At 67.5% G+C, this 19,853-nt stretch carries 19 protein-coding genes and 1 pseudogene; 12 read left to right on the top strand and 8 right to left on the bottom strand.

The genetic code is table 11. The annotated features are described in order from the left end of the window. Window positions 1-3 precede the first annotated feature (3 nt). The 5 genes and pseudogenes from HMPREF2886_RS18925 to HMPREF2886_RS35045 form a co-directional block, all read left to right on the top strand. Window positions 4-1,311, top strand: coding sequence for an OprD family porin (locus HMPREF2886_RS18925; protein ID WP_033968048.1), 1,308 nt, complete (start codon window positions 4-6; stop codon window positions 1,309-1,311). A 2-nt stretch (window positions 1,312-1,313) separates the two neighbouring features. Further along, window positions 1,314-2,903, top strand: coding sequence for an MFS transporter (locus HMPREF2886_RS18920; protein ID WP_023081367.1), 1,590 nt, complete (start codon window positions 1,314-1,316; stop codon window positions 2,901-2,903). Window positions 2,904-3,049: 146 nt separating this feature from the next. Next, window positions 3,050-3,526, top strand: a complete 477-nt coding sequence (gene tse2, locus HMPREF2886_RS18915; protein ID WP_033968046.1) for a type VI secretion system effector Tse2 — start codon at window positions 3,050-3,052, stop codon at window positions 3,524-3,526. A 9-nt stretch (window positions 3,527-3,535) separates the two neighbouring features. Next, window positions 3,536-3,769 (top strand): type IV secretion system immunity protein Tsi2, encoded by a 234-nt coding sequence (gene tsi2, locus HMPREF2886_RS18910; protein ID WP_033968044.1) that lies wholly within the window; start codon window positions 3,536-3,538, stop codon window positions 3,767-3,769. Between the two features lie 131 nt (window positions 3,770-3,900). Then, window positions 3,901-4,053, top strand: a pseudogene (locus tag HMPREF2886_RS35045) (DUF6434 domain-containing protein); the annotation flags it as partial. Window positions 4,054-4,061: 8 nt separating this feature from the next. Here the strand turns inward: HMPREF2886_RS35045 and HMPREF2886_RS18905 are convergent. The 5 genes from HMPREF2886_RS18905 to HMPREF2886_RS18885 form a co-directional block, all read right to left on the bottom strand. Continuing rightward, the gene (locus tag HMPREF2886_RS18905; RefSeq protein ID WP_003101519.1) at window positions 4,062-5,081 is read right to left on the bottom strand and encodes an AraC family transcriptional regulator; all 1,020 of its coding nucleotides are present in this window, start codon (window positions 5,079-5,081) and stop codon (window positions 4,062-4,064) included. 113 nt (window positions 5,082-5,194) lie between these two features. Then, window positions 5,195-6,376: a vWA domain-containing protein gene (locus tag HMPREF2886_RS18900; protein ID WP_033968041.1), complete on the bottom strand. Its 1,182-nt coding sequence runs from the start codon at window positions 6,374-6,376 to the stop codon at window positions 5,195-5,197. A gap of 48 nt (window positions 6,377-6,424) precedes the next feature. Beyond that, complete coding sequence (locus HMPREF2886_RS18895) at window positions 6,425-6,820, bottom strand: GFA family protein (protein ID WP_003101529.1); 396 nt, start codon at window positions 6,818-6,820, stop codon at window positions 6,425-6,427. A gap of 64 nt (window positions 6,821-6,884) precedes the next feature. Next, window positions 6,885-7,730 (bottom strand): AAA family ATPase, encoded by an 846-nt coding sequence (locus HMPREF2886_RS18890; RefSeq protein WP_003090571.1) that lies wholly within the window; start codon window positions 7,728-7,730, stop codon window positions 6,885-6,887. Window positions 7,731-7,892: 162 nt separating this feature from the next. Further along, a complete protein-coding gene (locus HMPREF2886_RS18885) occupies window positions 7,893-8,978 on the bottom strand; it encodes a DUF748 domain-containing protein (RefSeq protein WP_058017613.1) in 1,086 nt (361 codons plus the stop codon). 120 nt (window positions 8,979-9,098) lie between these two features. On the opposite strand from HMPREF2886_RS18885, the gene cysK reads away from it, so the two are divergent. The 4 genes from cysK to HMPREF2886_RS18865 all read left to right on the top strand — a co-directional run bounded on the left by cysK (window position 9,099) and on the right by HMPREF2886_RS18865 (window position 13,320). After that, entirely contained in the window at window positions 9,099-10,073 is a 975-nt protein-coding gene (cysK, locus tag HMPREF2886_RS18880) for a cysteine synthase A (protein ID WP_033975392.1), read from the top strand. Between the two features lie 58 nt (window positions 10,074-10,131). Beyond that, complete coding sequence (locus tag HMPREF2886_RS18875) at window positions 10,132-10,746, top strand: LysE family translocator (RefSeq protein ID WP_033975391.1); 615 nt, start codon at window positions 10,132-10,134, stop codon at window positions 10,744-10,746. 198 nt (window positions 10,747-10,944) lie between these two features. Further along, on the top strand, window positions 10,945-12,036 hold the full coding sequence (locus HMPREF2886_RS18870) for a polyamine ABC transporter substrate-binding protein (protein ID WP_039026843.1): 1,092 nt from the start codon (window positions 10,945-10,947) through the stop codon (window positions 12,034-12,036). Window positions 12,037-12,456: 420 nt separating this feature from the next. Beyond that, window positions 12,457-13,320, top strand: coding sequence for a DMT family transporter (locus HMPREF2886_RS18865; protein ID WP_003131044.1), 864 nt, complete (start codon window positions 12,457-12,459; stop codon window positions 13,318-13,320). A 47-nt stretch (window positions 13,321-13,367) separates the two neighbouring features. Here HMPREF2886_RS18865 and HMPREF2886_RS18860 read toward each other — a convergent pair whose 3' ends face one another. Then, complete coding sequence (locus HMPREF2886_RS18860) at window positions 13,368-13,847, bottom strand: winged helix-turn-helix transcriptional regulator (RefSeq protein ID WP_070748066.1); 480 nt, start codon at window positions 13,845-13,847, stop codon at window positions 13,368-13,370. A gap of 353 nt (window positions 13,848-14,200) precedes the next feature. On the opposite strand from HMPREF2886_RS18860, the gene HMPREF2886_RS18855 reads away from it, so the two are divergent. Then, window positions 14,201-16,510 carry a molybdopterin oxidoreductase family protein gene (locus HMPREF2886_RS18855; protein ID WP_057389182.1) on the top strand — a complete coding sequence of 770 codons (2,310 nt, stop codon included), beginning with the start codon at window positions 14,201-14,203 and terminating at the stop codon, window positions 16,508-16,510. A gap of 16 nt (window positions 16,511-16,526) precedes the next feature. Next, window positions 16,527-16,865 carry a ferredoxin FdxA gene (gene fdxA / locus HMPREF2886_RS18850; RefSeq protein WP_033968032.1) on the top strand — a complete coding sequence of 113 codons (339 nt, stop codon included), beginning with the start codon at window positions 16,527-16,529 and terminating at the stop codon, window positions 16,863-16,865. Between the two features lie 14 nt (window positions 16,866-16,879). Here fdxA and HMPREF2886_RS18845 read toward each other — a convergent pair whose 3' ends face one another. Together HMPREF2886_RS18845 and HMPREF2886_RS18840 are read right to left on the bottom strand one after the other, a co-directional pair. Next, window positions 16,880-18,115: an NADH:flavin oxidoreductase/NADH oxidase family protein gene (locus HMPREF2886_RS18845; protein WP_033968031.1), complete on the bottom strand. Its 1,236-nt coding sequence runs from the start codon at window positions 18,113-18,115 to the stop codon at window positions 16,880-16,882. 127 nt (window positions 18,116-18,242) lie between these two features. Further along, window positions 18,243-19,073 carry an alpha/beta fold hydrolase gene (locus tag HMPREF2886_RS18840; RefSeq protein ID WP_070748064.1) on the bottom strand — a complete coding sequence of 277 codons (831 nt, stop codon included), beginning with the start codon at window positions 19,071-19,073 and terminating at the stop codon, window positions 18,243-18,245. Window positions 19,074-19,314: 241 nt separating this feature from the next. Between HMPREF2886_RS18840 and HMPREF2886_RS18835 the strand changes: the two genes are divergently transcribed. Beyond that, window positions 19,315-19,803, top strand: coding sequence for a MerR family transcriptional regulator (locus HMPREF2886_RS18835; protein WP_057389181.1), 489 nt, complete (start codon window positions 19,315-19,317; stop codon window positions 19,801-19,803). The last annotated feature ends 50 nt before the right edge of the window (window positions 19,804-19,853 follow it).

Raw genomic sequence — 19,853 nt, 5'->3', positions numbered from 1 at the left:
CCGATGATCCGCGTTCGACCGGTCGGCCGCCTGGCCCTTTTCCTGGCGCTGGGCGGCACCTCGCCGTGCCACGCCGCGACAGAGGAAGCCAAGGCACCCGACTACCTGGAGTGGCGCCTGCTCAACCGCAACTACTTCCTCTACAACGACTATCGCCGCGCGGACGCCGGGCGCGGCTACCGCAAGGAATGGGCACACGGCCTGATCGCCGACCTGGAATCGGCCTATACCCCCGGCCGCGTCGGCTTCGGCCTCGATCTCCACGGCTTCGCCGGCTTCAAGCTCGACGGCGGACGTGGCCATGCCGGCACCGGCCTGTTGCCGCTGGACTCATCCGGCGATAACGCCAGCGAGTATTCCGACGCCGGCGCCGCACTCAAGCTGCGGCTCGGCGAGAGCCTGCTCAAGGTCGGCGAGATGACCGTCGAGACCCCGGTCTTCGATACCAGCGACAAGCGCCTGCAGCCCCAGTACGCCAGGGGCTTCTTCCTGCAGAGCGACGACCTCGACCGCGTGCGGATCCAGGCCGGGCGCTTCACCGCCTTCAAGGAACAGGCCTCCAGCTCCGGCCATGGCGACTTCGACGGCTACGGCGCGAGCACCGCCGGCAGCGCCATCGGCTTCGCCGGCGCCAGCCTGGCGGCAAGCGACAACCTGAGCGGCTCGCTGTTCGCCGCGCAACTGGACAACGTCTGGCGCCAGGTCTATCTCAACATGAACCTGCAACGTGCCGCGTTCAGCCTGGATGGCAACCTCTATCGCACGCGCGACCAGGGCCGCAGCCGGGCCGGCGCGATCGACACCCTGGCCTACAGCCTGCAACTGAAGTATCGCGTCGGCGCGCAGGGTTTCTCCCTGGCCTACCAGCGTGTCCATGGGGACACGCCGTTCGACTTCGTCGGAGGTGACTCCATCTACCTCGCCAACTCGATCAAGTACGCCGATTTCAACGGTCCCGGCGAACGCTCCTGGCAGGCTCGCTACGACCTCGACCTGGCCCCGTTCGGCCTGCCGGGGCTGAGCTTCATGGCGCGTTACGTCAGCGGCCGCGCCATCGACGGCAGCCATGCGCCGGCCGGCGGCGCCTACAACCCGCCGGGCGCCGATGGCCGCTACCGGCCCTTGCAGGGCAGCGGCGGCAAGCACTGGGAGCGCGACCTCGACCTGCGCTACGTGTTCGCCTCGGGCCCGCTCAAGGACCTCTCGCTGAACGTCTCGCACCTCAGCCACCGGGCCAACGCGGCCCAGGCCGGCGACGACATCGACCGCCTCTACCTGATCGTCGAATACCCACTCAAAGGCTCGCTCTGACCATGACCGCACCCGCCGCCTCACCCTGGAGTCCCCTGCGCCAAGCCACCTTCCGCTGGCTATGGCTGGCCAGCATCGCCTCGAACATCGGCACCTGGATGCACGAGGTGGGCGCCGGCTGGCTGATGACCTCGCTCTCCGCCAGCCCGCTGAACGTAGCCCTGGTGCAGGTCGCCGGATCGCTGCCGATGTTCTTCCTGGCCCTGCCGGCCGGCGCCCTCGCCGATATCGTCGACAAGCGCCGCTACCTGCTCGGCGTGCAATTGTGGATGGCCTTGGTGGCCACCCTGCTGGCCAGCCTCACCCTGCTCCAGTTGACCAGCGTCTGGCTGCTGCTCGGCCTGACCCTGTGCATGGGCATCGGCACCGCGCTGATGATGCCGGCCTGGAGCGCCACCACTCCGGAACTGGTGGGCAAGGACGAACTGCCGGCGGCGGTGGCGCTGTCCAGTGTCGGGGTCAACCTGGCGCGGGCGGTCGGACCGGCCATCGCCGGGGTGCTGGTGAGCCTGGTCGGCCCCTGGCTGACCTTCGCCCTCAACGCCCTCTCCTTCTTCGCGGTGATCGCCGTGCTGCTGGCCTGGAAACGCGAGGCCGTGCCCTCGGTGCTGCCGGCGGAACGCCTGTTCGGCGCCCTGCGCGCCGGCTGGCGCTACAGCCGCAGCTCGAGGCCGCTGCAATCGGTGTTGGTGCGCGCGGTGGCGTTCTTCCTCGGCGCCAGCGCCGGCATGTCGCTGCTGCCCTTGATCGTGCGCGGCGAACTGCATGGCAACGCCATGGACTTCGGCCTGCTGCTGGGCAGCGTCGGCGTCGGCGCGGTACTCGGCGCCGCGTTCCTGCCGCGCCTGCGCGAACGCCTCGGCAGCGACCGCCTGGTGCTGCTCTCCAGCGTGCTCTACGCGCTGGTGCTGGCGGCCCTGGCGCTGCTGCGCAACCTCTATTTGCTGGTGCCGGTGATGCTGCTCAGCGGCGCGGCATGGATCGCCGTGCTCTCCAGCCTGCAGGTCGCCGCGCAGACCTCCGTGCCAGCCTGGGTCCGCGCCCGCGCGCTGGCGGTCTACATCCTGGTGTTCTTCGGCAGCATGGCCGCCGGCGGCGCTCTGTGGGGTCTGGTCGCCAGCCACCTGTCGATCACCTTCGCCCTGCTCTGCGCCAGCGCCGCGCTGCTGCTCGGCCTGTTCGCGTCGCTACGCTGCCGGCTGCCGGTCACCGAGGCCGAGGACCTCGCGCCGTCGCTGCACTGGCCGGCACCGCTGGTCGACGAAGAGGTGGACCAGGAACGCGGCCCGGTGATGGTCACCCTCGAGTACGACATCGACCCGCAGGACGCCGCGGCATTCCAGGCGGCGATGGTCGAGGTGCGCGCCATGCGTCGGCGCAACGGCGCGGTGTCCTGGGGGCTGGTCCAGGACAGCGGCAACCGTCGCCTGTGGCTGGAGTTCTTCATCGACGAATCCTGGCTGGAGCACCTGCGCCACCACCAGCGGGTGACCCGCGGCGAGTTGCGTGTCGAAGCCGCCGCCCGGCGCTTCCAGAGCGCCGGCGTGGAGGTGCGCATCCGCCATTACCTGCACGGCGCGGCCAGGCCTTGAGCCTCCCGGGCGACGGTCGTCGCCTGCCCCTGGCGGATCCGCCCACGGCTGTTATCCTGCTCGCCGATGGCGCCACAAGGACGGTGGCCGGTAGCGATGCCGCGCACCCTCGGCGCCGCGAACGCAACCCACAGGGAAGTCCACGCATGTCCTACGACTACGAGAAAACCAGCCTCACCCTCTACCGGGCGGTATTCAAGGCCAACTACGACGGCGACGTCGGTCGCTACCTGCGCCCCGACAGGGAACTCGCCGAGGCTGCGGAAGTCGCCCCGCTGCTGCATCCGACCTTCGACAGCCCCAACACCCCAGGCGTCCCCGCCCGCGCGCCGGACATCGTCGCCGGCCGCGACGGCCTCTACGCCCCGGACACCGGCGGCACCTCGGTGTTCGACCGCGCCGGCGTGCTGCGCCGCGCCGACGGCGACTTCGTGATCCCCGACGGCACCGACATCCCGCCGGACCTGAAGGTGAAGCAGGACAGCTACAACAAGCGCCTGCAAGCCACCCACTACACCATCATGCCGGCCAAGCCGATGTACCGGGAGGTCCTCATGGGCCAGCTGGACAACTTCGTGCGCAACGCCATCCGCCGCCAATGGGAAAAAGCCCGCGGGCTCTAGGAGTGAACCATGAACCTGAAACCCCAGACCCTGATGGTGGCGATCCAGTGCGTCGCCGCGCGCACCCGCGAACTCGACGCGCAGTTGCAGAACGACGACCCGCAGAACGCCGCTGAACTCGAACAGCTGCTGGTCGGCTACGACCTCGCCGCCGACGACCTGAAGAACGCCTACGAGCAAGCCCTGGGCCAATACAGCGGCCTGCCGCCCTATGACCGGCTGATCGAAGTTCCGGCGTCCTGACGGCCCGTGGGCAGGCCATCGTTGGCCTGCCCGCTCCAGCGCGCGCAGAGAAACGACAGATGGTCTTCGGCTGGCACGACGACACCATCACCCGCGACACCGCAGTGTGCCGCGACTAGCGCAACACCCAGGACCTACGGCGCTTTCTCGTCGGGCTGTGCGGCGCCGACTTCCGCTTCGATCGTGCCTTCATGGCCTGGATTGGCGACGGCGCGGCAAAGCCCCTGGGCGAGGTGGCGGACGAACGGCGACGGCGCCACGCCGACACCAGCCCCTCCGCCTGAGCGAGCGCTCAGGCGCGGAAATGGCTCGGCGGCTGGCCGCTCCAGCGCTGGAAGGCATGGCGCAGGCTGGCGGTCTCGCTGAAGCCGAGCTCCTCGGCGATCCGGTAGATCGGCATGTCGCCGCTCTGCAACAGCTCCTTGGCGCGGGCGAAGCGCAGCTCGTCGAGCAGTTGCTGGTAGCTGGTGCGCTGCTGCTGCAAGTGCCGGCGCAGGCTGCGCGACGAACAGTTCAGGCGCCTGGCCAGTTCCTCCAGGCCGGGCGGGTCCTGCAAGCGCTCGGCGAGGATCGCCCGGACCTTGTCCAGCCAGGCACGACGCGCGGCCAGGTCGATGTTCTGCCGCCGGCACTGTTCGAGCATCTCCCGGTGGGTCACCGGGTCGGCCAGCGGCAACGGGCGCTCCAGCCATTCGGCGGCGAAGCCGATGGCGCTGCGCTCGCGTTCGAAGTGCAACTCGCAGGCGAAACCCTCGGCGTAGGCGCGCGCCATCGCCTCGTCGCCGGCATAGTCGAAGGCCGCTTCCAGCAAGGGCAGCGGCTGGCCGAGCAGGTCGGCGCAGGTGACCTTCAGCGAGCCCAGGCAAAGCTCGGTGTTGAATGGCCGCAGCGCCTCGTCCTCGCCGTAGCCGGTGGCCACCAGCCAGGCGCGGCCGTCGGCGACCTCCAGCGACAGGTGGAAGTAGGTGCCGAGCAAGACCGGATAGCTGAGGCCGATGCGCAGCGCCTCGCCGAGGGTCGGCGCGGAGAGCAGCGCGTAGCCGAGCAGGCCGTAGGCGGAAATCCGCGTGCGCAGCCCCAGGCGCAGGCCGAGGGCAGGCTCGTCGCTGAGCCGGCAGGCGTTGGCGAACACCTGCTGCTCCTGCCAGGGGCTGATCAGGCGCCGCAGGTCGAGCAGGTCGGCGGGGGTGATGCCACTGCCTTCGAGCAGTTGCTCGCGGGCGAACCCTTCCTTCTCCAGCAGCGAGAGAGTGAGGGTCGACATGTGCAGCGAGTTGAGCCAGGTGGCGCGGGAGAAGGTCGAGTCGATCATGGCGTGCCCATCGTTACCGGTGGCCGCGCCGCGCTGTTACCGCGCGGACGGGATACACAGGGTAGGCAAGTTGCGTGCCGCCGCGCCTGTCGCCGGTCCCGCAGGCAGTTGGCTCAGCCGCGCGAGAGGAAGCGCATGCCCTCCTCCAGGCCGCTCAGGGTCAACGGATACATCTGTTCCTTGACCAGTTCGCGGACCAGGCCGGTGGACGCCGTGTAGTTCCAGGTGTCCTTCGGATAGGGGTTGATCCAGATGAGCTTCTTGTACTTCTCCATGAACCGCTGCATCCACACGTAACCGGCTTCCTCGTTCCAGTGCTCGACGCTGCCGCCGGCCTGGGTGATCTCGTAGGGCGCCATCGCCGCGTCGCCGACGAACACCACCTTGTAGTCCGGACCGTACTTGTGCAGCAGGTCGAAGGTGGCGGTGCGTTCGCTGCTGCGGCGCAGGTTGTTCTTCCACACCGACTCGTAGATGAAGTTGTGGAAGTAGAAATACTCCAGGTGCTTGAACTCGGTCTTGCAGGCCGAGAACAGCTCCTCGCAGACCTTGACGTGGGCGTCCATCGAGCCGCCGATGTCCAGCAGCAGCAACAGCTTCACCGTGTTGCGCCGCTCCGGGCGCATCTGGATGTTAAGCAGCCCGGCGTCCTTCGCGGTGTGGTCGATGGTGCCGTCGATGTCCAGTTCCTCCGCCGCGCCCTCGCGGGCGAACTTGCGCAGGCGACGCAGGGCGATCTTGATGTTGCGCGTGCCCAGTTCGACCTGGTCGTCGAGGTTCTTGTATTCGCGCTGGTCCCAGACCTTGGCCGCCTTGCCCTGGCGCTTGCCGGCGTCGCCGACGCGGACGCCCTCCGGGTTGAAGCCGCCGGAGCCGAACGGACTGGTACCGCCGGTACCGATCCACTTGTTACCGCCGGCATGGCGCTCCTTCTGTTCCTCGAGGCGTTTCTTGAACTCTTCGATCAGCTTGTCCAGGCCACCGAGGGACTGGATCTGCGCCTTTTCCTCGTCGGTCAGCAGGCGTTCGAATTCCTTGCGCAGCCATTCTTCGGGGATCAGCGCCTTGAGGTGCTCGTCGAGCTTCTCCAGGCCCTTGAAGTAGGCGCCGAAGGCCCGGTCGAACTTGTCGAAGTGGCGCTCGTCCTTGACCATGATGGTGCGCGCCAGGTAGTAGAACTCGTCCATGTCGGCGAACACCACGCGGTGCTTCAGGGCATCGATCAGGTCGAGCAGCTCGCGCACCGACACCGGCACCTTGGCTGCGCGCATTTCGTTGAACAGGTTGAGCAGCATGGCTGCGACCTCGTCTGTTGTCCGTTGATCCCGGCGCGCGGGCGCCGGTCAGTATTGGTGTTCCTGCGGCAGGTCGTCGGCGATGACGTACCAGTCGGCTTTCGAACCCACGTAGATGTGCCGCTGCGCTACCGATGGCAGCGGCGAGTCGAGGGTGCCGAGGGCGATAGAGGTGTACGTCGGGTCCTCGTTGCCGCCAAGCCACTGCAGGTTCGATCCGCAGTGGCGGCAGAAGGTACGGGTAACGCCTGGCGACGAGTGGTATTCGGCCACCGCGTCCGCCCCGGCGACATAGCGGAACGCCTCGCGGCGTACCTTGCCGTAGGTGGCGAACGCCGCGCCGTGGGCCTTGCGGCACTGGCTGCAATGACAATGACTGGCCGATTCGATGGGCGCGTCGATTTCATAGCTTACCGCGCCGCACAGGCAACTTCCGCTGAGCATGGGATGTTCCTCCGCTGTCTGGCGTGCCGCCCCGCAGCCCTTTCCCCGGAAAGGGCCGACGCACTCAGCGGCTGGCGCGGCGGCTCATGAACGCCAGGCGCTCGAGAAGCTGCACGTCCTGCTCGTTCTTCACCAGGGCGCCGGCCAGCGGCGGGATCGCCTTGGTCGGATCGCGCTCGCGCAGCACCGCTTCGCCGATCTCGTCGGCCATCAGCAGCTTCAGCCAGTCGACCAGCTCGGAAGTCGAAGGTTTCTTTTTCAGTCCGGGCACCTTGCGCACGTCGAAGAAGATGTCCAGCGCCTCGCTGACCAACGACTGCTTGATGTTCGGGTAGTGCACGTCGACGATCTTCTGCAACGTCTCGCGGTCGGGGAAGGCGATGTAGTGGAAGAAGCAGCGACGCAGGAAGGCGTCGGGCAGTTCCTTCTCGTTGTTCGAGGTGATGATGATGATCGGGCGCTGCTTCGCCTTGATGGTTTCGTTGGTCTCGTAGACGTAGAACTCCATCTTGTCGAGTTCCTGCAACAGGTCGTTGGGGAACTCGATGTCGGCCTTGTCGATCTCGTCGATCAGCAGGATCACCCGCTCCTCGGCCTCGAAGGCCTCCCAGAGCTTGCCCTTCTTGATGTAGTTGCGCACGTCGTGAACCTTGTCCACGCCCAGTTGCGAATCGCGCAGGCGGCTCACCGCATCGTACTCGTAGAGGCCCTGGTGGGCCTTGGTGGTGGACTTGATGTGCCAGGTGATCAGCTTGGCGCCGAAGGACTCGGCCAACTGCTCGGCGAGCATGGTCTTGCCGGTGCCCGGTTCGCCCTTCACCAGCAGCGGCCGCTGCAGGGTGATGGCGGCGTTGACCGCGAGCTTGAGGTCGTCGGTGGCGACGTAGGACTGGGTGCCTTCGAACTTCATCAGGAAATCCTCGAACGGTAACGCCCTGGCTGGAAAACCGGGCAGTTCAGTATTGTTTGAAAACCCGACTATAACGCGGGGACAAGCGCACTGTGAACGCAGACGGGTCATTCAGTCACTGAATGCCCGGCCACCTCGCGACCCGCCGTTCCGCCCGCGTCTTCAGCCGTCGTCGTCGCGCCTCGCCGGGGAACGCTCGAAACGAGCGTTGAACGCCTCGACGAACGCGTTGCGGAGAATCCCGAGGAACGCCTGGAACGCGCTGACGTCCCGCTGGTGGACATTACCGCTCAGGCTCACACGGGTTGCGAACTGGTCTTTGCGCTGGTTCTTCAGCACCGTCTCGCCACCGCCGACCAGCGCCTCCCACACCGAGCGGAACAGGTTCTTGTCGCCATCCTCCACATCCTGCCGCCAATTGAACACGTCCACGTCGCGCAGCAGCGGCTTGATGTAGCCGTCCAGTTGGCCGCGCTTAGCCTGGGCCTCCAGCACAAGGTCGCCGGTGCCGGCATTGAAGTCGAACTTGCCATAGGCGCTGGCGAAGTCGTTGAGCCGCTTCAGCTCGACGCGGGTGACCCGCAGGCGCAGGTCGAAGTCCTCGAAGTCGCTCAGCGGGTCGAAATGCGCGGCCACTTCCAGCGGCGCCTGGCCGAGTATCCGCGCCGTGCCTTCGAGACGCGCCGGCCGCTCGCCCCGGGCGTCGGCCACGTTGGTCAGGTTATAGATGCTGGCGTTGAGCGCCGAGGCGTGCAGGTTCACCGGCGGCTTCGAAGTGAAGTTGCGGAAACGCAGGGTGCCGTCCACCACCCGCACCTCGTTTAGGGTGATCGGCAGCAGCTTGTCCAGTTGCTCGCGCCAGTCGGTGCCGGCACCGGTCTGCGAGGCGTCGCGGTCGCCGCCGGCGTCGACGAAGTTGAGCTGCGGACGTTCGAAGACCACCCGCGCCACCACCGCGTGGTCATCCCAGAGCGCCTGCCAGCTCACCGACAGGTCGATGCTCGGCGCGTCGAGGAACGGCACCGGCACCTTGCCGTTGTCCTTGACGATGCTCAGCCCGTCGATCCGATACGCGCCGCGCCAGAGCGCCAGGTCGACGTCGGCGATGTGCCCGCGGTAGTCGCCCATGTCGGCCAGCTTGCCGTTCAGGTAGTCGCGCACCAGGTACGGCAGCGCCAGGTGCAGCGCCAGCAACAACAGAAGCAGCGCCGCCAGGCTGCCCAGGGGAATGGCATAGCGTTTCTTCATCGGTACGGCCCTCCTGGACAGTGGACACGCGCGGCGCGCCGCTGGTTCGAACGCGTCTGGACGCGCGGGCGGGGGCGGAATAGGCTGATTGATCTTTCTCCATGCGACAAGGACACCATCATGAGCCGCATCTTCGCAGACAACGCGCAGTCCATCGGCAACACGCCGCTGGTCCAGATCAACCGCATCGCCCCGCGCGGCGTCACCATCCTGGCCAAGATCGAAGGGCGCAACCCCGGCTATTCGGTGAAGTGCCGGATCGGCGCGAACATGATCTGGGATGCCGAAGCCAGCGGCAGATTGAAGTCCGGCATGACCCTGGTCGAGCCGACCTCCGGCAATACCGGCATCGGCCTCGCCTTCGTCGCCGCCGCACGCGGCTACAAACTGATCCTGACCATGCCGGCATCGATGAGCCTGGAACGGCGCAAGGTGCTCAAGGCGCTGGGCGCGGAGCTGGTCCTGACCGAACCGGCGAAGGGCATGAAGGGTGCGATCCAGAAGGCCGAGGAACTGGTCGCCGGCGATCCCGCGAAGTACTTCATGCCGCAGCAGTTCGACAACCCGGCCAACCCGGCGATCCATGAGAAGACCACCGGCCCGGAGATCTGGAACGATACCGAGGGCGCGGTGGACGTGCTGGTCTCCGGGGTCGGCACCGGCGGCACCCTCACCGGCGTCTCGCGCTACATCAAGAACACCCGGGGCAAGCCGATCCTCGCCGTGGCGGTGGAGCCGGTGACCTCGCCGGTGATCAGCCAGACCCTCGCCGGCGAGGAGGTCAAGCCCGCCCCGCACAAGATCCAGGGCATCGGCGCCGGCTTCGTGCCGAAGAACCTCGACCTGTCGCTGGTCGACCGGGTCGAGAAGATCGGCGACGACGAAGCGAAGAACATGGCGCTGCGCCTGATGCAGGAAGAAGGCATCCTCTGCGGCATCTCCTCCGGCGCGGCGATGGCCGCCGCGGTGCGCCTGGCCGAGGAGCCGAACATGCAGGGCAAGACCATCGTGGTGATCCTCCCCGATTCCGGTGAGCGCTATCTTTCGAGCATGCTCTTCGACGGCCTGTTCAGCGAACAGGAACTGACCCAGTAACCACCGACCCGCGGCGCCGCAGCGAACCGGCGCCGCCTTGCGCCAGGCGTATCGAATCATGCTGGAAACCTCGCTCTTCGTAGCCACCCTTGCCACCCTGGGCATGCTCTCGCCCGGCCCGGACTTCTTCCTGATCGTCCGCAACGCGGCGCGCTACCAGCGCTCGGCGGCGATGATGACCTCGCTGGGGGTGATCCTCGGCGTGGCCACCCACATGGCCTACTGCGTCGCCGGCCTGGCGGTGCTGATCACCACCACGCCGTGGCTGTTCAACGCGCTGAAGTACACCGGCGCGGTCTACCTGATCTGGATCGGCATCCAGGCCCTGCGCTCGCGCGGTGGCGGCACGCTCGACCTGGCGGTCGGCGGCGTGCAGCGCGGCGGCCACTGGAGTGCGTTCCTCCAGGGCTACCTGTGCAACCTGCTCAACCCCAAGGCCACGCTGTTCTTCCTCGCCGTGTTCACCCAGGTGCTGAGCCTGGATTCCAGCTTCGCCGAGAAGCTCTGGTACGCCGGCATCATCGTCGGCCTCGCCGCGCTCTGGTGGCCGCTGCTGGTGGTGCTGATCCAGAGCGCGGTGGTGCGCCGCGGCCTGGCCAGGGCCCAGGGGGTGGTGGACAAGCTGCTCGGCGGCCTGCTGATCGCCCTCGGGGTCAAGGTCGCCCTGAGTTGAAGCAGGCGGGCGGAGCGACGCCCCGTTGCGGTGCCGCCTCCTGTCTGCGGGCCCGCAGGTAAAAACCGCCCCTTTCCTCGCCTCCGGCAACGCGGGATAAAACCCGGGTGCCGGCCAGCGTTGCCGGCGCCCCCTGAGCGCCGGCGGCGAACCAGTCCGTCGCCGACGCTGTCGTCAGCCGACAGGACACCTACAACAATGAAGACCCGCATCGCTTCCCTCACCCTCCTCGCCCTCGCTTGCGGCAGCGGCGCAACCCTCGCCGCGGACAACCTGAAGATCTACAACTGGTCCGAATACATCGCTCCCGAAACCGTGGCGAACTTCGCCAAGGAAACCGGCGTCCGGGCCACCTACGACGTCTACGACAGCAACGAGACCCTCGACGGCAAGCTGATGACCGGCCAGTCCGGCTACGACGTGGTATTCCCGTCGAACCACTTCATGGCCAAGCAGATCCAGGCCGGCGCCCTGAAGAAGCTGGACAAGTCCCAGCTGCCCAACTGGAAGAACCTCAACCCGGTGCTGCTCAAGGCCCTGGAAGTCAACGATCCGGGCAACCAGTACGGCTTCCCCTACCTCTGGGGCACCACCGGCATCGGCTACAACCCGGCGAAGATCAAGGCGGTGCTCGGCGACGACGCGCCGCTGGACTCCTGGGATATCTTCTTCAAGCCCGAATACATGCAGAAACTGAGCAAGTGCGGGGTGGCGGTGCTGGACAACGGCCCCGAGCTGCTGCCCATCACCCTCAACTACCTCGGCCTGCCACACCACAGCCAGAAGGCCGACGACTACAAGCAGGCCCAGGCGGCGCTGCTGAAGGTGCGCCCGTACATCCGCTACTTCCACTCCTCGAAATACGTCAGCGACCTGGCCAACGGCGAGATCTGCATGGTGGTCGGTTTCTCCGGCGACATCCTGCAGGCCGCGACCCGCGCCAAGGAGGCCAACAACGGCGTGGAAGTGCGCTACTCGACGCCGAAGGAAGGCTCGCCGCTGTGGTTCGACATGGTCTCGATGCCGGTCGACGCGCCCGACGAGAAGGCCGGCTACGCCTTCATGAACTACCTGCTGCGTCCCGAGGTGATGGCGGCGATCAGCAACCATGTGCACTACGCCAACGGCAACCTGGCCGCCGACCCGCTGGTGGACACCGAGATCAAGGCCGACCCGGCGATCTACCCGCCGCAGGAGAAGATGGCCAAGCTGTTCGCCCTCGAGTCCATGCCGCAGAAGATCGACCGCGTGCGCACGCGCACCTGGAACACGGTGAAGACCGGCAAGTGAAGCCCGGCGCCGGCCCGGTTTGTCGCCGGGCTGGCGTTTTAGCGCAAGGCTCGCCCACAGGCTCGTCAAACCCCGGACGGCCCGCTATAGTCCCTCTCGTTGTCTTCATCGACCGGATAGCCTCCATGAACCAGCGCTCGCACAGCTCGCTCCCCGCCCTTCCGGTAGCCACCGGCGAGGTCGGCGCGCTCCAGCCGTGCGCCAGCCTGGGCTGCGTTTCCCCTCCTGTAGTCGCCTCGCCTCCGCCTCCCCCTCCCGGTTCGGCCGCCTGCCCGCCGCCGGGCGTCAGCCCCTGACGAGCGCGGTAGCGCCCCAACCCTCTTCCACAGCCCGCCGCAAAGCAGCGCCATCCGCTGCCGAGGCGTGCCGTCCGCCGCCGGCCCGAGCCCGCGGCATGCCCGACTACAAGGTGGCAGATCCATGTTTGCACTGAACAAATCCGCGCTGGCCGGCCTGGCCAGCACCAGCCTCTTCGTCCTGCTCTGGAGCAGCGGCGCCATCGCCTCGAAATGGGGCCTGGCGCACTCCTCGCCGTTCGCCTTCCTGGTGTTCCGCTTCGGCATCGCCCTCGCCTGCCTGCTGCCGCTCGCCCCGCTGCTCAGGCTGCGCGCGCCGCGCAGCGCGCGTGAGCGCGGCAAGGCCCTGCTCACCGGCCTGGTGATGCTGGGGGTCTATCCGATCTTCTATATCTTCTCGCTGAAGCTGCAGGTCACTCCCGGCATGATGGCGACCATCCTCGGCGTGCAACCGATCCTCACCGCCGTCATCCTCGAACGCCGGCAGTCGCCGGCGCGCCTGTTCGGCCTGCTGCTGGGCCTGGCCGGCCTGGTGCTGGTGGTCTACCAGGGCATCGGCCTGGCCGGGATGTCCACGGCCGGCATCCTCTGCGCACTGCTGGCGCTGGCCGGCGTCACCGGCGGCTCGATCATGCAGAAGGGCATCCGCGAGAACCCACTGGGCACCCTGCCCCTGCAGTACCTCGCCGGCCTCGGCCTGTGCCTGGCGTTCGTGCCCTTCCAGCCGTTCGAGTTCGAATGGAACGCCGGCTTCCTGGTCCCCGCGCTGTGGATGGGCGTAGTGGTCTCGGTGGGCGCGACCCTGCTGCTCTACCGGCTGATCGCCCAGGGCAACCTGGTCAACGTCACCAGCCTGTTCTACCTGGTGCCGGCGGTGACCGCGATCATGGACTTCATGGTCTTCGGCAACCGCCTCGGCTGGCTCAGCCTGCTGGGCATGGGGCTGATCGTGGTGGGTCTGATGTTCGTCTTCCGCAAGGCCGGCTGAGCGAACCGAGCGGGTCGCGGCCCGCCCTTGGCAGAGCGCGCGCGGATTCAGTTCTGCGCGAGCTTGCCAGCCATTGCCGCGAACGCCGGTCCCGGCACCGCCGTCACATCGCGCGCCCCCACCGGCTCGCCGCACTCCGGGCAGACCATGGTCGGCCGGAACTTGTGGCCACAGGCCTTGTGCACGTACTCCACCGGAGCACCGCGGCCCTCGTCGAGCCAGCGGTCGCCCCAGTTGGCCAGGGCCAGCAGCACCGGATGCAGGTCGTGGCCCATCTCGGTGAGGCGGTACTCGTAGCGCGGCGGTCGCTCCTGGTAAGGCACCTTCTTCAGCGCACCCGCCTCCACCAGCCGGCTCAGGCGGTCGGCCAGTACCTGGCGGGTGACCCCGAGGCTGGCCTGGAACTCATCGAAGCGGCGCATGCCGAGAAAGCAGTTGCGCAGGATCAGCAGCGTCCAGCGATCGCCGAGGATCGCCAGGCTGCGCGCCATCGAACAGGGCGTTTCGCCGACTTCTTGCCATTTCATGGGGTTCTCCCGGAAAAACCTCCGTCCATTCTAGGGGGCCGCTTCGGAGCTTGACCAGTTCCAAATTGGAACTTAGTATCCGGCCGAAAAGGTCATGGACCCGACGCACTCCTGGCAGGATCGGACGAACCAGCACTACGGACGGGTCCCATGTCAGCGCCCATGTAGTAAGTTCCGATTCGGAACTGTAGAAGCGTCGGGTATGAGAGGCAAAGGCCGATACGACAGGGCTCCGTGTGCCGCCCGTGCGTCGTCCTTGCAGCACAGCGTCAGGCAGTCCCGAAAGAACGAAGCCCGCACGGCTGGGGTGCGCCCCAGGTTGCGCCGGCAACGACAACAACGAGGAACACACCGTGACTACGCCGTCCCCGCAATGGAAGAAGACCGCCTGTATCCTCTGCAGCCTCAACTGCGGGCTGGAAGTGCAGACCGAGAATGGCCGCATCAGCAAGATCCGCGGCGATGACGACCACCCCGCCTCGCAGGGCTACGTCTGCGAGAAATCGCAGCGCATGGACTACTACCAGAACGGCGCGGACCGCCTGGAAACGCCGATGCGCCGGCGCCCCGACGGCAGCTACGAAGCCATCGACTGGGACACGGCGATCCGCGAGGTGGCGGAGAAATTACTCGCCATCAAGCGCAGGCATGGCGGCGAAAGCATCCTCTACTACGGCGGCGGCGCGCAGGGCAACCACCTCGGCGGCGCCTACGGCGACAGCACGCTGAAGGCCCTCGGGGTGAAGTACCGCTCCAACGCCCTGGCCCAGGAAAAGACCGGCGAGTTCTGGGTCCAGGGCAAGATGTTCGGTACCGGCGTGCATGGCGACTTCGAGCATTGCGAGGTGGCCATCCTGATCGGCAAGAACCCCTGGCAATCCCATGGTTTCGCCCGCGCCCGCGTGCTGCTCAACGCCATGGCCAAGGACCCCGCACGCTCGATCATCGTGATCGACCCGCGCCTGAGCGAAACCGCCGCCCTGGCCGACTTCCACCTGCAGATCCGCCCGGGCACCGACGCCTGGTGCCTGGCGGCGCTGGTCGGGATCATCGTCCAGGACGGGCTGCTGGCGCGCGACTGGCTGGCCGAGCACACCAGCGGCTACGAGCACATCGTCGACGAACTGAATGCCATCCCGGTGGCCTACTGCGCCGAGACCTGCGGGGTGGCGGAAGACAAGCTGCGCGCCGCCGCCCGGCGGATCGCCAGCGCCAGCAGCGTATCGGCGCTGGAAGACCTGGGCATGCAGATGAACCTGCACTCGACCCTCGGCAGCTACCTGCAACGCCTGGTCTGGTTGCTCACCGGCCATTACGGGCGCCCCGGCACCAGCAACGCCTTCGTGCCCTTCCTCTCGCTGTCCAAGGCGAGCAAGGGCGATACCTCGATGGGCAAGAAGGGCGCGCCACGCGTCGAGAAGCGCAGCCCGGTGGCCAACGCCAAGATCATCATCGGCCTGATTCCCTGCAACGTGATTCCCGAGGAAATCCTCACCGACCATCCCAAGCGCTATCGCGCCATGCTGGTGGAGACCGGCAACCCGCTGCATTCGCTGGCCGATAGCCAGCGCATGCGCGAAGCCATGCGCGCCCTGGAGTTGTCGGTGGTGATCGACGTGGCCATGACCGAGACCGCGCGCCACGCCGACTATGTGTTGCCAGCGGCGAGCCAGTTCGAAAAGGCCGAGGCGACCTTCTTCAACCTGGAATTCCCGCGCAACGCCTTCCATCTGCGCGCGCCGCTGTTCCCGGCGCGCCCCGGCACCCTGCCGGAAGCGGAGATCCACGCCCGCCTGCTGGAAGCCATGGGCGTGCTCGGCGAGAAAGACTACCGGCCGTTGCGCCTGGCCCTGAAGCTCGGGCGCAAGGCGTTCTCGGCGGCCTTCCTCGCCGCCGCGGCGACCCGCCCCAAGGTCATGAAATACGCGCCGGTCCTGCTCTACCGTACCCTCGGCCCGACCCTGCCCGCCGGCATGGAAGCGGCCGCGGCGATCTGGGGCATCTGCCAACTGCACGTGCTGAACAACCGCAAGACCGCTGCCCGCGCCGGCTTCGACGGGTTGCCGCCGCTGGCCGCCGACCGCCTGTTCCAGGCCATGCTCGACAACCCGTCCGGGGTGGTCTTCGCCGAAACCACCTACGCCGAAAGCTGGCAGGCCGTCGCCCGTCCCGAACAGCGGATCAACCTGCACATCCCCGAACTGTTGCCGGAACTGGCCAGGCTCGCCCACAGCGCGCCACCCCACGATCCGGCCTACCCGTTCATCCTCGCCGCCGGCGAGCGGCGCAGCGACACCAGCAATACCGCCGTGCGCGACACCGGCTGGCACCGCCGCGGGCGCTACGGCACCCTGCGCATCAGCCCGCAGGACGCCGAGGCGCTGGGCTGCGCCGACGGCGAGGTGCTGCGCGTGGTGACCCGCCGCGGCGGCGTCGAGGCGGAAGTGGAGATCAGCGACATGATGCAGCCGGGCAATATCTCCCTGCCCAACGGCCAGGGCCTGGACTACCGCAACGCCGAGGGCGAGGTGGTGCGCCGGGGCGTGGCGCCCAACGAGGTGACCGACTGCACCCAGCGCGACTTCCTCGCCGGCACGCCCTGGCACAAGTACGTGCCGGCGCGCCTGGAACGGCTGGCGACGCCCGCCGCTACGAACGCCTGAGCCAGGGAGGACGATCATGAGCTTCGTCGTGCTGGAAGAATGCATCCGCTGCAAACACACCGACTGCGTGGAAGTCTGTCCCGTGGACTGTTTCTACGAAGGCCCCAACTTCCTCGTCATCCACCCCGATGAATGCATCGACTGCGCGCTCTGCGAGCCGGAATGCCCGGTCGCCGCGATTCGCGCCGAGGACGAGGTGCCGCTCGGGCAACGGCAGTTCATCGCCCTCAACGGCGAACTCGCCGCGCACCCCAACTGGACACGGATCACCCGCAAGAAGCCGGCGCCCGACGACCACGACGCCTGGTTCGGCCTGCCGGGCAAGCTGGCCGAACTCGACCGCAACGGCGCCTGAGGCGCGGATGGAGCTCAGGCTTCGGCGCGCGAACGCATGAGCCGCCGGTAACGGCGGGTCTGCAGGAGCGCGCCGGCCTGCTGCGCGAGCAGCGCGCACAGCGGCGACACCCGTGGGTTGGTCGCCCTGCCCCGGCTCAGCTTGCGCAGCTGGAACTTCACCGCGGCCATGTTCGCCAGCGAGGCCAGGGGTTTGTTCTTCCAGGTTATCGGCCGCAGTTGCGGCGACGGGTCCTTGCCGGCGCGCCAGTCGCGCGGCAGGTTCGGCTCGATGGCCAGCGCCGTACCGATGCCGACCATGTCCACCCCGCTGGCCAGCACCTGCTCGGCCACCGGCCGCCGGCGGATGCCTCCCGTGACCATTACCGGCATCCGCGCCGCCGCGCGGATGTCGCGGGCGAACTCGACGAAGTAGGCCTCGCGGGCCAAGGTCCGCCCGTCGCGTGCTTCGCCCTGCATGGCCGGCGCCTCGTAGCTGCCGCCCGACAGCTCGACCAGGTCGACGCCCAGGCCATCGAGCATCCGTACCACCTCGCGGGCATCGTCGGCGCTGAAGCCACCGCGCTGGAAATCGGCGGAATTCAGCTTCACCGCCACCGCGAAGCCAGGGGCAACCTCGGCGCGCACCGCCCGGACGATCTCCAGCAGCAGGCGCGCACGATTCTCCAGGGAGCCGCCCCAGGCGTCGCTGCGGCGGTTGCTCAGCGGCGAGAGGAACTGGCTGAGCAGGTAACCGTGGGCGGCATGGATCTCCACCCCGCTGAAGCCGGCCCGCTCGGCCAGGCCGGCGCTGCGGGCGAACCGCTGGATCACCTCGGCGATCATCGCCTCGTCCATCGCCTTCGGCGTAGCGAAGTGCCTGGACATCCCGCCCAGCTCCAGCGGCACCGCTGAGGGTGCCCAGGCCTGCTGGCCGAGACTGGCCTGCATCTGCCGGCCGGGATGGTTGATCTGCAACCAGAACTGCGCGCCGGCGGAACGCCCGATGCGCGCCCAGCGGCGGAATTTCTCCAGTTGCGCGTCGTCTTCCAGGACCACCCCGCCGGGGCCGGTCATGGCACGGCTGTCGACCATCACGTTACCGCTGATCAGCAGCCCGGCGCCGCCGTCGGCCCAGGCCTGGTAGAGGCGCATCAGGCGTTCGGAGGGGGCCTGCGCGGCATCGGCCATGTTCTCCTCCATGGCGGCCTTGGCGAGGCGATTGGGAATGGTCGAGCCGTTGGGAAGCGTCAGCGTGTCGAACAGGTTCATGAGCCTACCTCATGAGGACAGTGGCCCGACGATAAGATTGAAGTCGACTTCAAGGTCAACGCTTTTTTTGCCACGCCGCCCGGGCCCCGACCGGGTGCCGGGAGCACGCCCCCGGCACCCGGTGCGCTCAGCTGCGGATGAAGGCCAGCAGGTCGGCGTTGATCACTTCGGCCTGGGTGGTCGGCATGCCGTGCGGGTACCCCGGATAGATCTTCAGCGTGCCGTTGCGCAGCAGCTTCGCCGAGAGTACGCCGGAATTCTCGTAGGGCACGATCTGGTCGTCGTCGCCGTGCATCACCAGCACCGGGATGTCGATGCGCTTCAGGTCATCGCTGAAGTCGGTCTGGGAAAAGGCCACGATCCCGTCGTAGTGGGCCTTGGCGCCGCCCATCATGCCCTGCCGCCACCAGTTGCGGACGATCCCTTCCGAAGGCTGCGCCCCGGGACGGTTGTAGCCATAGAACGGGCCGGCGGGAATGTCCTGGTAGAACTGCGCGCGATTGGCCGCGAGCTGCGCCTGGAGATCGTCGAAGACGCTCTTCGGCAGGCCGCCCGGATTGCCCTCGGTCTTCACCATCAGCGGCGGTACCGCGCTGATGATCGCCGCCTTCGGCACCGGGTCGTCGGGATAACGGGCGATGTAGTGGACGACCTCGCCGCCGCCGGTGGAATGACCGACATGGATCGCCCCACGCACCCCGAGGTACTCGACCACCGCCGCCACGTCGTCGGCGTAGTGGTCCATGTCATGGCCGTCCCAGACCTGGCTGGAACGACCGTGGCCACGGCGGTCGTGGGCCACTACGCGAAAGCCCTCGGCGAGGAAGAACAGCATCTGCGCATCCCAGTCGTCGGAACTCAATGGCCAGCCATGATGGAAGTAGATCACCTGGGCGTCGCGCGGCCCCCAGTCCTTGTAGAAGAGTTCGACGCCATCCTTCGTTGTCACGTAACCCATGTCGCTTCTCCCGATCGGTGTGGATGCAGGCAACGGCGCCACCCTGCGGCTGCCGTACCCCTGTGTAGAGTAGAAAGCCGCCTGCGTTGCGCTGCCTGGATGAGGAAAACGCGACCGGCGGTAGTGCCGGTCGCGTCCATGCGGCCTGGCGAACCCGTCGCTGAGGCGAGTTCGTCGCCTGGCCGTGAAACCACCCTAGGCTTGAAGTAGGCTTCAAGGTCAACGCGTTTCGAGGTGCGACATGAAAATCGGCGAACTGGCCAAGCTCACCGGCCTGGCGACATCGCGCATCCGCTTCTACGAGTCCAGCGGCCTGATCCGCTCGCAGCGCAAGGCCAACGGCTACCGCGACTATGCGGCAGACACCGTGTGGATCCTGGAGCTGGTCACCGGCGCCCAGGGCGCCGGCTTCTCCCTGGAGGAGATCGCTCGCCTGCTGCCGAGCGGCGACGGCGCCTGGCAGCACGGCGAGCTGCTCGAAGGCTTGCGCCGCAAGGTGGCCGAGATCGAGGCCCTGCAACGACGCCTGGAACAGAACAAGGCGCAATTGCTGGTGGCCATCGAGAGCATCGAGAACAAGCCGGACGGCCTGCAGTGCACGGAAAACACCCAGCGCGTGCTGGAGCGCCTGCGCGAGGAAGGCCCACCACAGAGGGTCGGCCGTCCACGGCAAACCCGCTCGCGGGCGTCCTCTCCCGCGCCGGTGGAACAGCGGCTTTCCGACGCTTGACCTTGAAGTCGACTTGAATCTTAGAGTGACGCCAACCCCGCCCGGACGGC

This window comes from Pseudomonas sp. HMSC066A08, assembly GCF_001813025.1.
GTDB lineage: Bacteria > Pseudomonadota > Gammaproteobacteria > Pseudomonadales > Pseudomonadaceae > Pseudomonas > Pseudomonas aeruginosa.
The sequence above is the reverse complement of the archived record's forward strand: the minus strand, read 5'-3'. Positions and strand labels throughout refer to the sequence as shown.